This is a genomic window from Achromobacter pestifer (assembly GCF_013267355.1).
In the GTDB taxonomy this organism is placed as follows: domain Bacteria; phylum Pseudomonadota; class Gammaproteobacteria; order Burkholderiales; family Burkholderiaceae_B; genus Achromobacter; species Achromobacter pestifer_A.
In genome coordinates this window covers 6,150,516-6,163,716 of the sequence record NZ_CP053985.1, presented here as the reverse complement: position 1 = coordinate 6,163,716, position 13,201 = coordinate 6,150,516, and the positions used below count along the sequence as shown (strand labels likewise).

Genomic DNA, 13,201 nt, shown 5'->3' with positions numbered 1-13,201 from the left:
TTCCAACCTGTCTAAAGGTGAAATAGTGCGACGTACCCTTCTGGCCTTGGCCATTGCGACGATCCCCGGCCTGGCCGCAGCCGCCGGGCTGGCTTCTTCCATCGGTTCCGTGACCGTCTATCAGGACCGCGCCGTCGTGACCCGCGCCGCCAGCAGCGAGCTGGCCGCCGGCGAGCACGAACTGGTGCTGGAGAAGCTGCCGGCCAGCCTGCAGGAAAACTCGCTGCAGGTATCGGCCAAGAGCACCGGCCAGGCCACGCTGCTGGACGTGAAGGTGCGTGACGCCTATCAGGCCGACACCGCCAACGAGCGCGTCAAGCAATTGGAAGAGCAAGTGCGCAAGCTGCAAGGCCAGCAGGCGCTGCTGGACGATGAGGCCGCGGTGCTGGACAACCAGCGCGAGCTGGTGCTGATGATGCAGCGCGGCGCCACCGAGCCCTCCAAGGATGGCGCGCGCCTGACGCTGGATGAACTCAAGGCAATCCAGTCGCTGAGCGCCGACTCGCTGGCCCGCGCGCTGGCCGGGCTGCGCCGGGTCGCCGAACAGAAAGAGGCGCTGGAGCGCGAACTGACCGCGTTGCAGAATCAGCTGGATCAGTTGCAGAGTTCGCTCAATCGCCGCACCAAGACTGTCACCCTGCGCGTGAACCTGGCGCGCGCGGGCAAGCTGGACTTGAACGTTTCCTACGCCGTGGCCGGCGCCCGCTGGACGCCCGCCTACGACGCGCGCCTGCGGCCGGCCGACCGCAGCGTGGACCTGGGCTACTTCGGCGTCATCCGCCAGAACACCGGCGAAGACTGGAACAACGTCAAACTCACCCTGTCCACGGCCCGGCCGTCGCTGGGCGGCGGCGCGCCGGCGCTGCAGCCCTGGATCGTCGACGTGGCCGCGCCGCCGGCTCCGCCCCAGGCGCGTCCGCGCCCGAGTCCGGCTCCGGCCGCCATGCAACGCGCCGACGCCGAAGCCAAGATGTCGCGGGAGCGCATCCAGTCCTTCGGCGGAGCCTCGGCGCCGGTCGCCGAAGTGATGCCCGAACCTCTGGAACAAGCCACCGCCGAGGTGCAGGCCGAAGCGACCAGCGCATCGTTCCAGATCAAGAATCCGGCCACCCTGCTGTCCGATAACTCCTCGCAACGCGTGGCCATCGCCACGGCCAAGCTGCCCGCCACGCTGCAGTACCAGTCCACGCCGGCGCTGCGCGAAGCCATGTTCCTGACCGCGCATGCCAGCAACAACACGGACTTCCCCTTCCTGGCCGGTTCCCTGAACACCTTCCTGGACGACGCCTTCGTCGCGGCCAGTTCCATGAAGGCGGTAATGCCCGGCGAAAAACTCGAACTGGCGCTGGGCGCCGATGAAGGCATCTCGATCAAGCGCCAGCTGGTGAACCGCTATACCGAAAGCACAGGCTTTTCCGGCAGCGGCAAGCGCGTGACCTACGAGTACAAGATCACGGTCAAGAACAACAAGGCGACCAAGGAGCAGGTGTCGTTCAAGGATCGCCTGCCCATCTCGCGCAACGAGAAGATCGTGGTCAAGCTGTTGTCGCCGGCAGACCGCGAGATCAAGCGCGAGGAAGACGGCAAGCTGGTCTGGGACTGGGAGATGGAGCCCGGCAAGTCGCGCGAGACAGTGCTGAAGTTCTCGGTCGACTATCCGGGGGATATCGAGGTTTCCGGAATCTGACGCGCTCAGCGCATCTGGAACGCCTCCTGGTGGAACAGTTCGCTCACCGGCATGCCGCGCCGGTGCAACCCGTCCTTCAAGGCATCGGCGAATCCCGCCGGGCCGCAGAACCACACGCTGGGCCATGCCGCGCCCGGCTTGTGGTTCGCGGCCAGCTCGGCGGCCGTCAGCGGCCGCTGGGTATCGCTGTAGCGCACATGCAGGGTCACGTTCGGCACGCGCGCGCATAACGCTTTCAGGTGGTCCGCGAACGGCGCGTCGTCGGCGTTGCGGGCGCAGTAGTACAGGGTCGCCACCGGCGCGGTATCCGGGTCCGTCTGCAGGGATTCCATCCATGAGATGAACGGCGTGACGCCGATGCCCGCGGCCACCCAGATCTGCGGCCGCCCATCGCCGTGCTGGAAGTCGAAGCAGCCATAAGGGCCTTCGATGACCACATCCTGTCCCACCTGCAGGCTGCGTTGCAGGCGCCGCGTGTAGTCTCCCAGCGCCTTGATGGAGAACTGTACCCTTCCGGTACCGTCGTCCGCGCCCGACACCGTGAACGGATGCGCGCCTTCGCGCCGGTCCGCGGTCAGGAAGGCGAACTGCCCGGCGCGGTGATGCCAGTTGCCCTCCACCCTACAGGTCAGCGCCAGGATGTCGTCGGAAAGATGGTCGATGGCCAGCACCTGCCCCCTGTAGCGGCGGCCGCGCCCGATATTGCCGGTCAGCGCCATCAAGGCGCAAACGGTCCCCACCGCCGTGCACAAGGCCACCAGCCAGCCAGCGGGCTGCCACCACCAAGCGGCAGGCGTCAGCACCACGCCATGGAAGGCCACCACCAGGAAGATCACCGCGGCGATGCGGTGGACCTGGCGCCAGATGTGGTACGGAAAGCGTCGCCACAGGGTGAGCAGCACCATCGCCGCCAGGATCCACACGGCCCATTCGCCTATGTCCTTGGCGGATCCGCGGAACATGTCGAGCAAATTCGCTGCGCGCGGCGTCTTGGGCACGGGATCGAACAGCGCCAGCAGCACCGGCTTGCCCAGCTTGATCAGGTAATGCGCCGCCGCCAGCACGGCGGCCAGGATGCCGCTCCATTTGTGCAGCCGGTACATTTTGTCCAGCCCATCCATGCGCGTTTCCAACCACATCGGGCGCACCGCCAGCAGCATGATCAGGGCCATGAGCGCGTAGGCGCCCAGACCCGTCAGCAGAATGAGCTGATCGCGCGCGGTCCAGACATTGAGTTCGGCCGGAGGTTGCGCCCAGTAGGCCCCGGCCCAGGCCAGCAGGGAAATCAGCAGAACAGCGGCCAGTATGCGTCGCATCGCGTCATCGCTCCATCTAGGGGCCTCGCCACCGTGCGCGGTCCGCATGAAGCCATGGTAAATCCGCCAGTGGGAGCGTTTTTCCATGCGCGGCCGCAGTCTTGATCGGGGTCAAGTCCGCCGAAAATCGGGATGGTCCGGACGGATCCGGCCAGCGCCAGGATACTCCATGGCGCCGACGCGATGGCTCAGCGGCCGCGGCAGAATTCGATGAAGGCGTCGGGCTCCAGCGGCACGCAAATGCCGTAGCCTTGGGCCACGTCGCAGCCCAGCTCGCGCAGCAGCTCGACGTCGCGCTCGTGCTCCACGCCTTCCGCGACCACGCGCCGGCCCAGCACGCGGCCCATCTCGATGGCGGCCGCGACCACGGCGCGCGATGCGGGCTCGCGGTGCATGTGCACGATGAAGTCGCGGTCTATCTTCAGTTCCGTGAAGGGCATGGCCGAGAACAGGCGCATCGAGGCGATGCCCGCGCCGAAATCGTCCATCGCCAATTCAAAACCGCGCACCCGCAGCAGATTCAGCGCCGAGGACAAGGCCAGCCAATCGGTCACCGGCTCGTCCTCGGTCAGTTCGACCTTGATCAGCCGGGCCGGCAGGCCTGCCTGCGCCACGCGCTGCTCCAGCAGGCCCGGCAGATCGCGTGAACACAGCGTGGAGGCCGAGGCGTTGACCGCGATGGGCACGGCGATGTCTTCGGCGTGCATGCGCTGCTGGATCTCCAGCACCCGGTCCGTGACCCGGCAGAACAAGGTCCGGTCCAAGCCCAGCCGATGCGCGGCGGGCACGAAGTCCGCCGCCGGGATCGCACCCAGTTCGGGATGCTCCCAGCGCGACAAGGCCTCGGCGGCCAGCACGCGGCCCGTGGAAAGGCTCATCTGCGGCTGCAGCACCACGCTCATGCCCTGTCCCGTAATCAGCGCATGGCCCAACGCCGCCTCGATCACGTCGCGCCGCGGCGAGCGCGGCCGGGCCGACGCAGCGTCGTCTTCGTCGAGGCTGCGCAGCGCCGTCTTGATCGCCTGCTGCATGGCCGTGCGCGACACCGGCTTGGACAGCGCCTGCGCGGACGGACAGCCCGCCTGCAACGCCAGCCGCACATGCGACTGCAACAGCTCGTCGCTGAGGCTGCTGATCCAGATGATGGGAGGCATGCTCTTGAGCCGCCCCGCGTCCACCAGGCGCCGCAATTCGTTGGGCAGGCGCGTGCCGTCGCCCTCGCCCGTGACGATGTCGCTGATGACCACGTCGTAGAACTGGCGCGACAGCGCGCTGACGGCTTCGATGCTGCTGCCCAGGCCGGCAACCCGGCGGAACCCCAGCGCCAGCAGCACGTTCTGCAGATAGGCGCGCTCGACCGGATGGTCTTCGACAAGGAGTATCCGTCGGGTCCCGCCGGGTTCCGTTTTAGGCATGCTCTACCGTCCTACTCATATAGGGCGGGCCCCCGCAGGCGGCCGCTGGAAAACTGTGTACACCATGCTAAGGCAAACGCGTCCGGCCTGTCGTTATCGCTAACGGGTTAATGCAGGGCCATCGCCGATAGTCGTAGTATCGGGGCCATCAGCCAAGCGGAGGCAGCCTTCCGTCGCCCCGCGGCGCGGCCGGTGCCATAATAGAAGTCTTTCCCGCATCTACGGCACGGAGCTACCCTTGACCCGCATTGACGACCCCCTGCACGACCGCGAGGTCGGCGCGGCCGACTCCACCCAGGACAACACGCGCACCGACGATACCCGCATCAGCGCGGTGCGCCCCTTGATTTCGCCCGCGCTGCTGCAGGACGAGCTGCCGGTGTCGGCCGAGATCCAGACGCTGGTCGAGCAAAGCCGCGTCCAGATTGCCGACGTGCTGCACGGCCGCGATGACCGCCTGGTGCTGGTGGTCGGCCCCTGTTCCATCCACGACCATGGCCAGGCCATGGAATACGCCCGCCTGCTGCGCACCGCCGCCGAGCAGCACCAGAAAGACCTGCTCATCGTCATGCGCGTGTACTTCGAGAAGCCGCGCACCACCGTGGGCTGGAAGGGCTATATCAACGATCCGCGCCTGGACGGCAGCTTCCGCATCAATGAAGGCCTGCGCCGCGCGCGCGAGCTGCTGCTGGACATCAGCGGCCTGGGCCTGCCGACCGCGACCGAATTCCTCGACCTGCTCAGCCCGCAGTACATCGCCGACCTGATCGCCTGGGGCGCCATCGGCGCGCGCACCACCGAAAGCCCCAGCCACCGCCAGCTGAGCTCGGGCCTGAGCTGCCCGCTGGGCTTCAAGAACGGCACCGACGGCGGCGTGCAGATCGCCGCCGACGCCATGGTCGCCGCCAGCGCCAAGCACGCCTTCATGGGCATGACCAAGATGGGCATGGCCGCCATCTTCGAAACCCGCGGCAACCAGGACACCCACGTCATCCTGCGCGGCGGCAAGCAAGGCCCGAACTACGACGCCGCCAGCGTCGACGCCTGCTGCGCCGCCCTGCGCGCCGCCGGCCAGCGCGAGCAAGTCATGATCGACTGCTCGCACGCCAACTCCAACAAGTCGCACCTGCGCCAGGCCGACGTGGCCCAGGATATCGCCGCCCAGATCGCCCAGGGCGACGGCCGCATCACTGGCGTGATGATCGAAAGCCATCTCGAAGAAGGCCGCCAGGACTTGAAGCCCGGCCAGCCGCTGCGCCGCGGCGTGTCCATCACGGATGCCTGCCTGGGCTGGTCGCAGACCGAGCCGGTGCTGGAAACGCTGGCCCTGGCCGTGCGCCAGCGCCGCGAAAAGACCGCAAAGCCGGCCTGAAAACCGCGCCTCTTCAGGCGCTTGCCGCGTCCGGCCTCAGCGGCCGACGCGGTAAGGCGCCGGATCCATGTCCGGCGCCTGGCCCGTGATCATGCAGGCCAGCAGCTTGCCCGTCACCGGCCCCAGCGTGAAGCCATGATGCGCATGGCCGAAAGCCAGCCACAGACCCGGATGGCGCGGCGCGGGTCCGATGACCGGCCGCATGTCCGGCATGCAAGGCCGGCAGCCCATCCAGGGTTCGCGCTCCACCGCCTCGCCCAGCGGCAGCAGCTGCCGCGCCAATGCCCGCGTGCGCTGGATCTGGATCGGTGAAGGCGGCGCATCGCGCGGCGCGAATTCCGCGCCGGTCGTCAGACGCACGCCCAAGGTCATCGGCGTCACCACGAAACCGCTTTCGATGTCCGCCACCGGATGCGACAAGGTCGCGCCGTCCTCCAGCGCGTAATGCTGGTGATAGCCGCGCTTGACCGCCATGGGGATGCGATAGCCCAACGGACGCAGGATGTCGGGCGACCAGGGGCCCAGCGCCACGACCACGTCGCGGGCCTCGATCAATCCCTGTTCTGCCTGCACCTGCCAACCTTGGCCCGATGGCTTGAGGCTGCGCGCATCGCCGCGCGCCAGCATGCCGCCGCGCCGCTCGAACAAGGCCGCGTAGCCGCGCGTCACGGCGCCCGGGTCCGAGACGTTGAGCGGATCCAGCCAGTGCACCGCGCCGGCCATGCGCGACAGCGACGGCTCCAATGCCGCCAGCGCCGGGCGGTCCAGCACGCGGTAGTTCAGGCCGTACGGCGCGAGCGCCTGCGCCTCGGCCACGGCCCGGGCCAGCCCGGCCTCGCTGCGCACGCCGTCGATCCAGCCGTTGCGCCGGAACAGATGGGAAATGCCGGCTTGGTCCTTGAGCGCGTCGTGCTCGGCCACGCTGCGTTCGATCAGCGGCAGCATGGCCTCGGCGGCCCGCGCCAGGCGCGTTGGCGCCGAATGCCACCAATAGCGCAGCAGCCACGGCGCGATGCGCGGCAGAAAGCGCGGGTGGTAACTCACGTCCGGCGTATCGTTCCTGGCGTAGCGCCACAGGCTGCGCCAATCGCGCGGAAAGGCATAGGGAATCACGCTGGCCCGCTCGATCAGGCCGGCGTTGCCATGACTGGTTTCCTCGCCGGGGCCGCGCCGGTCCAGCAGCACCACTGAACGGCCGCGCGCCGCCAGATGCAGGGCGGTGCTGACCCCGACGATGCCCGCACCCAGTACCAAGGCGTCTGTTTTCATGCGGCGCATTCTGCGCTTGCGTACGGTGTTCGGCAAGAGCGCGCGCGCGTAGAATCCTTCCCTGCGCCGAACGTCCCCGCCGCCCTCATTGCCGCCCAGGAACACGCCATGACCACGCTCCGCCTGCAACCCGTCACGCTCGCCGGCGAGACCGTGCGCCTTGAGCCCCTGGCCGCCAGCCATGCTGAAGCGCTTGCGCAAACGGGCCTGCATCCCGAGCTGTGGCGCCTGCAGCCCGAACCGGTGCAGACGCAGGACGACATGCAGCGCTATGTGGATCGCGCGCTGGCCGGCCAGCGCGACGGCAACTGCCTGCCGTTCGTCATCGTGCGCCAGGATGACGGCCAGATCATCGGCGCGACGCGCTACATGGACATCGCGCTGGCGCACAAGCGCCTGGAGATCGGCGGCACCTGGCTCACGCCTGCAAGCCAGCGTTCCGGCGCCAATACCGAGGCCAAATTCCTGTTGTTGCAGCACGCCTTTGAAACAATTGGTATCATGCGCGTCGTATTCAAGACCGAACTGAGCAATATGCAATCGCGCCAGGCCATCCTGCGCATCGGCGGCGTCGAGGAAGGCGTGTTCCGCAAGCACCTGATCGCACAATCGGGGCGCGCGCGCGACATGGTCTACTTCGCGATCCTCGACGAGGACTGGCCCGCGGTCAAAGCGCGTCTGCTGGCGCGCATGCGCCGTGCGGCCTAGGACGCACCCTGCCCGCTCCGTTCAACGCCAGTCCGGGCCGCAAGACCCACCCCGCACCATTGAAGCCAGGTATGCAACAGACTTTCGCCACGCCAGCGCGCCACACGATATATATCTACACCGAGGAACAGCGGGGCAACCAGCTGGTCGAGTCGCTGGTGATCGGCATGCTGTCCGACATATCGGGGTCCGACAAGCTCGTGGTCGCGCAGGATCCGCACAGCGGCTTGAAGTTCGTCTACCGCATCGATCACGACAGCAGCAATCTCGACGCCGCGGCCATCACCGAACAGGACGAGTCCGTCTTCAATGGCAAGACCTCGGTGCAGATCAACTCCATGACCTATCGCCTCGGCACGGCCGAGAACGCGATGAAATTGCTGCGCGGCAAAAACCAGTGGATACAGGACAAGGGCGCGGTGCTGTCCGTGCTGCTGCAGAACGCCGCCGCCCGCAAGACCCGCTTCGCCCCGCCGCGCATCGAGCGCGACCGCATGCGCAAGGTGCCGCCGGGCGTCAAGGTCGAACACTTGTCTACATAAAAAGCACAGTATCCACAGGGCCGGCCTTATCCACAATTTCTGTGGATAAAAAAGCCTCGAACCCATGGCTGATGGCCGTTCGGCGGATGCGCAACGGACTGCTCATTTTTTGATCAGCCCGAAATTGTCCGCCGCCCGGCTGCCATCCTTGATTCTTGACGCGGCGCCGCACGGACGATGATGATATTCTCCGCAAGCGCGCGATACGAAAAATATCGCGCTCGCGGACTCCCCCTATAGAAGAAGACCCACATACAAGGAGCGGATAGCGTGTTTGCACACGAAGCTCCTTGCGCGCAACCGTTGACGCCGGACTCGCCGTGACCATCATCATCGTCGACGACCACGGAGACTGGCGCGACACCATCGCCGAATACATCGAGGACCTGGGCCTGGACCGCAGCATCCTCACGGCCGGCTCCCTGGCGGAACTGGACCAGTTGCTGCTAACGGTGACGCCGGGCATCCTGGTGCTGGATGCCATGCTGCCCGACGGCGACGCGCTGACCCGCGTGTCGCACTTGCGGACCTCCTTCCCGTCCATGGGCATCATCATGCTCACCGGGCGCCTGTTGAGCGAAGACAAGATCTCGGGCCTGAGCCTGGGCGCCGACCACTACCTGACCAAACCCGTCAACCTGGCCGAACTCGGCGCCACGCTGGTGTCGCTGTCGCGCCGCCTGCGCGTGGTGCCGGCGGGCAACGCCGATGCGCCGGAATCCGGCGCCTGGCGTTTCGATCCTTCGCGGCGCACGCTGGTATCGCCGCAGCAGGTCTGCGTGGACATCACCGATACCGAAAGCCGGCTGATCGGCGCCCTGATCCAGGCCGCGCCCCTGCCTTTGTCGCGCAGCCGCCTGATCGAGGCGCTGGGCGCCAGCGTCGAGGCCTACGACACGCACCGGCTGGACGCCCACATGCACCGCCTGCGCCGCAAGCTGCGCGCGCAGGCCGATGGCGACATGGGCATACGCACGGTGTATGGCGTGGGCTACGTATGCACCACGCCCGTACAGGTCGTCGGCAACGCCAAGAACTGAAACCATGACCCCTGCCATCCGACCCCGCCGCTCCGTGCTCTACATGCCTGGCGCCAACGCGCGCGCGCTGGACAAGGCGCGCAGCCTGGACGCCGACGTCCTGATCCTCGACTTGGAGGACGCCGTCGCGCCCGACGCCAAGGCGCAGGCCCGCGAGCAAGTCGCCGCGGCCCTGCGCGCCGGCGGCTACGGCCGACGCGAATGCGTGGTGCGCGTCAATGCGCTGGACACGGCCTGGGGCCTGGACGATGTCCGCGCCATTGCCCAGGCGGGCGCCGACGCGGTGCTGCTGCCCAAGGTACAGTCCGCCGCCGAGCTCGAGGCGCTCGCCCGGGCGCTGGACGCGGCGGGCGCGCCCACCCGCCTGCCCTTGTGGGCCATGGCGGAAACGCCTTTGGGTTTTCTGCGGCTGGATGCCATCGCCAGCGGCCATCCCAGGCTGGCGGCCATCGTCGTCGGCACCTCGGATCTGGTGAAGGACTTGCACGCGCGCCACACGCCGTCGCGCGAGGAAACGCTGTTGGCGCGCTCGATGGCGGTGATGGCGGCGCGGGCCCACGGCCTGGCGGCGCTGGACGGCGTGCACCTGGACCTGCACGACGACACCGGCCTGGAGGCGGCCTGCAGGCAGGGGCGCGACCAGGGTTTCGATGGCAAGACGCTCATCCATCCAAAACAGATCGCGGCGGCCAACGCCGCCTTCGCGCCCACGCAAGAAGAGCTTGCCACCGCGCGCAAGCGCCTGGACGCCTGGCGGGCCGCGCAGGCCGCCGGCCTGGGCGTGGCCGTGGTCGACGGCACGCTGGTGGAAAACCTGCACGCGCGCGACGCGGAACGCGTGCTGGCGCTGGCCGAGGCCATCGCGCGCGCCTAGCGCGCCCATGGCCCAGGCAAAACCGCCGGCCTTGCCCGCGCCGGCATGCGGGCACGCACGGCAGCGACAACAGCGCCAACCGCAGTAATATCGGCTTTCAAATGCATATTGCCGGTAACGCGCCACCGTGCGCGGGGCCGGCGAATCCGGGAGCGCTCGTGACGCTGATCTTGCGGCAAATATCGATGTCATTCTGCGTGGCGGCGCTATGGGGCGCCACGGCGGCGGGCTTGCCGGCGCCGGCGCGGGCCCAGGCTGCCAATTTCCATCCCTGCAATTCCCAGCCCTCCCTGCCGATGTGCCTGCATGGCTACGGCAAGCGCATCGCGGTCCAGCGTTGGGGCGCGCCGCCTGACCCGCTGGACCCGGACGCGGCCGCCAACGCCACGCTGGTGACGCGCGACCCGGCCAAGGAAATCGGCAAACTCAAGTCCAGCACCATCCTGGTCCAGGACATGGACACCTCCGAAGTGCTGTTCGCGCGCAACGAAGACGCCGTGCGGCCCATCGCCTCCATCACCAAGCTCATGGCGGCGCTGACGCTGGTCAAGGCCGGCCTGCCCATGGACGACATCATCACCATCGACGCCAGCGACACCCGCTCCGCCAGTGAGTTGCCCTCGCGCCTGACCGCCGGCACCAAGCTGAGCCGCGCCGATTTGCTGCGCCTGGCGCTGATCCCCTCCGAAAACAGCGCCGCGCAGGCCCTGGGGCGCACCTATACCGGCGGCACGGCAGCCTTCGTCGCGGCGATGAACGCCGAGGCCCAGGCGCTGGGCATGACCGACTCCAGCTTCGCCGAACCGAGCGGCCTGTCCAACGAAAACCAGTCTTCGGCCAGGGATCTGGTCAAGTTGCTCGAGGCGATTGCCGCCCAGCCGCTGCTGCGGCAATACACCGGCGAGACCAGCTACCAGGCCGCCGGCCAGACCTTCCGCAACACCAACATCCTGGTGGGCCGTCCGCAATGGGACATCCTGGTGTCCAAGACCGGCACCACCCGCGAAGCCGGCGACTGCCTGGTCATGGCGGTCAAGGTCGGCAAGCGCAACCTGGCCATGGTGCTGCTCAATGCGCAGGGCACCAGCGGCTCGCGGTTCGGCGACGCGGTTCGCCTGCGCCGGGTGCTGGATAGCCGCTACGCGGCGCGATAACCAACGCCATCGCGCGCCTGGCGTGCCGAACCCGGTACAATACCGGCCTTGACGTGCAACGAACGCCCGTTCCGTCCGCCTGTCGCGCCGCCTGTGCGCCCCCCTTTCCCCAATTATTTTTCAGCGCGCCTGGCCGGCGGGTATCCTGCCGCGTCCCCTGTTGCACCATCCATGATCCGCTTCCAACAAGTTTCACTCATGCGCGGCGTCAAGCCCTTGCTCGACAAGGTCGACCTGCTGCTCAATCCCGGCGACAAGATCGGCCTGATCGGCGCCAACGGCGCCGGCAAGTCCAGCCTGTTCGGTCTCTTGCGCGGCACGCTGCACGCCGACCAGGGCGACCTGGACTATCCGTCCAGCTGGCGCATGGCCTATGTAGCGCAGGAAACGCCCGCGCTGGACCGGCCGGCCATCGAGTACGCCATCGACGGCGACGTCACGCTGCGCAAGCTGGAGGCGGAACTGGCGCAGCTGGAAGCCGAGCCCGAAAGCACCGAGAACGGCCTGCGCATGGCCGACATCTACGCCGCGCTGGCCGACGCCGACGCCTACACCGTGCATTCGCGCGCCGAACAGCTGCTGACCGGCCTGGGCTTCACGCAGGCGCAGATGCACCTGCCGCTGACGAGCTTTTCCGGCGGCTGGCGCATGCGCCTGAACCTGGCGCAGGCGCTGATGTGCCCGTCCGACCTGCTGCTGCTGGACGAGCCCACCAACCACCTGGATCTGGACGCGATCATCTGGCTGGAAGACTGGCTCAAGCGCTATCCCGGCACGCTCATCGTCATCTCGCATGACCGCGACTTCCTGGACGGCGTGGTCAACGTCATCGTCCACATCGACGAGCGCAAGCTCAAGCGCTATTCGGGCAACTATTCGTCCTTCGAGCGCCAGCGCGCCGCCCAGCTGGAACTGGCGCAAGGCATGATGGAAAAGCAGATGCGCCAGCGCTCGCACCTGCAATCCTTCATCGACCGCTTCAAGGCCCAGGCCAGCAAGGCGCGCCAGGCGCAGAGCCGCATCAAGGCGCTGGCCCGCATGGAGGAAGTGGCGCCGCTGCGCGCCGCGGCCGAGTTCTCGTTCGAATTCCGCGAGCCCTTGCGCGCGCCCAATCCGCTCTTGACCATGGACGTGGTCAGCGCCGGTTACCGCGTGGCCGACGAAGTGACGGAAGCCGTGTCCGACAAGATCATCGTCTCGGGCATCAACTTTTCACTGCAGGCCGGACAGCGTATCGGCCTGCTGGGCATCAACGGCGCGGGCAAGTCCACCTTCATCAAGACCATTGCGGGTGAACTGGCGACGCTGGCCGGCGAAGCGCAATTCAACAAAGGTCTGTCGATCGGCTACTTTGCCCAGCATCAGGTGGAAATGCTGCGGCATGACGAATCGCCGCTGTGGCACATGACCAAGATCGCGCCCACGGTGCGTGAGCAGGAACTGCGCAACTTCCTGGGCAGCTTCAACTTCAACGGCAATATGGCCACCAGTTCGATCGCGCCGTTCTCCGGCGGCGAAAAAGCGCGGCTGGCGCTGGCGCTGATCGTCTGGCAGCGCCCCAACCTGCTGCTGCTGGACGAGCCGACCAACCACCTGGACCTGGAAACGCGCGAAGCCCTGACGACCGCGCTGGCCCAGTTCGAAGGCACCTTGATGCTGGTGTCGCACGACCGCCACCTGCTGCGCGCCACCACCGATGAATTCATCATCGTGGCCGACGGCGCTGTCAGCTCCTTCGATGGCGACCTGGACGACTACAAGGACTGGCTCTACAAGACCAAGCTGGCCGCCAAGGCCGCTTGAAGACCGCGCGCGGCGGCCCGC

At 67.5% G+C, this 13,201-nt stretch carries 11 protein-coding genes; 8 read left to right on the top strand and 3 right to left on the bottom strand.

Going from position 1 to position 13,201, the window contains the following annotated elements; translation table 11 throughout:
• Positions 1 to 25 precede the first annotated feature (25 nt).
• A complete protein-coding gene (locus FOC84_RS29120) occupies positions 26 to 1,687 on the top strand; it encodes a mucoidy inhibitor MuiA family protein (RefSeq protein ID WP_173148408.1) in 1,662 nt (553 codons plus the stop codon).
• A 5-nt stretch (positions 1,688 to 1,692) separates the two neighbouring features.
• On the opposite strand, the gene FOC84_RS29115 is transcribed toward FOC84_RS29120, so the two are convergent.
• Together FOC84_RS29115 and FOC84_RS29110 are read right to left on the bottom strand one after the other, a co-directional pair.
• Positions 1,693 to 3,003 (bottom strand): ferredoxin reductase family protein, encoded by a 1,311-nt coding sequence (locus FOC84_RS29115; RefSeq protein WP_173148406.1) that lies wholly within the window; start codon positions 3,001 to 3,003, stop codon positions 1,693 to 1,695.
• Between the two features lie 188 nt (positions 3,004 to 3,191).
• Positions 3,192 to 4,418, bottom strand: coding sequence for an EAL domain-containing response regulator (locus FOC84_RS29110; RefSeq protein WP_173148404.1), 1,227 nt, complete (start codon positions 4,416 to 4,418; stop codon positions 3,192 to 3,194).
• Positions 4,419 to 4,656: 238 nt separating this feature from the next.
• On the opposite strand from FOC84_RS29110, the gene FOC84_RS29105 reads away from it, so the two are divergent.
• Positions 4,657 to 5,790, top strand: a complete 1,134-nt coding sequence (locus FOC84_RS29105) for a 3-deoxy-7-phosphoheptulonate synthase (protein ID WP_302053178.1) — start codon at positions 4,657 to 4,659, stop codon at positions 5,788 to 5,790.
• A 36-nt stretch (positions 5,791 to 5,826) separates the two neighbouring features.
• On the opposite strand, the gene FOC84_RS29100 is transcribed toward FOC84_RS29105, so the two are convergent.
• The gene (locus tag FOC84_RS29100; protein ID WP_173148402.1) at positions 5,827 to 7,059 is read right to left on the bottom strand and encodes an NAD(P)/FAD-dependent oxidoreductase; all 1,233 of its coding nucleotides are present in this window, start codon (positions 7,057 to 7,059) and stop codon (positions 5,827 to 5,829) included.
• Positions 7,060 to 7,167: 108 nt separating this feature from the next.
• On the opposite strand from FOC84_RS29100, the gene FOC84_RS29095 reads away from it, so the two are divergent.
• The 6 genes from FOC84_RS29095 to FOC84_RS29070 all read left to right on the top strand — a co-directional run bounded on the left by FOC84_RS29095 (position 7,168) and on the right by FOC84_RS29070 (position 13,180).
• The gene (locus FOC84_RS29095; protein ID WP_173148400.1) at positions 7,168 to 7,767 is read left to right on the top strand and encodes a GNAT family N-acetyltransferase; all 600 of its coding nucleotides are present in this window, start codon (positions 7,168 to 7,170) and stop codon (positions 7,765 to 7,767) included.
• 71 nt (positions 7,768 to 7,838) lie between these two features.
• A complete protein-coding gene (locus FOC84_RS29090) occupies positions 7,839 to 8,309 on the top strand; it encodes a hypothetical protein (RefSeq protein WP_173148398.1) in 471 nt (156 codons plus the stop codon).
• A 320-nt stretch (positions 8,310 to 8,629) separates the two neighbouring features.
• Positions 8,630 to 9,349, top strand: coding sequence for a response regulator transcription factor (locus FOC84_RS29085; protein ID WP_173150488.1), 720 nt, complete (start codon positions 8,630 to 8,632; stop codon positions 9,347 to 9,349).
• Between the two features lie 4 nt (positions 9,350 to 9,353).
• The gene (locus FOC84_RS29080) at positions 9,354 to 10,223 is read left to right on the top strand and encodes an HpcH/HpaI aldolase/citrate lyase family protein (RefSeq protein WP_173148396.1); all 870 of its coding nucleotides are present in this window, start codon (positions 9,354 to 9,356) and stop codon (positions 10,221 to 10,223) included.
• A gap of 158 nt (positions 10,224 to 10,381) precedes the next feature.
• Entirely contained in the window at positions 10,382 to 11,377 is a 996-nt protein-coding gene (locus tag FOC84_RS29075; protein WP_254241812.1) for a serine hydrolase, read from the top strand.
• 171 nt (positions 11,378 to 11,548) lie between these two features.
• Positions 11,549 to 13,180: an ATP-binding cassette domain-containing protein gene (locus FOC84_RS29070; RefSeq protein WP_173148393.1), complete on the top strand. Its 1,632-nt coding sequence runs from the start codon at positions 11,549 to 11,551 to the stop codon at positions 13,178 to 13,180.
• The last annotated feature ends 21 nt before the right edge of the window (positions 13,181 to 13,201 follow it).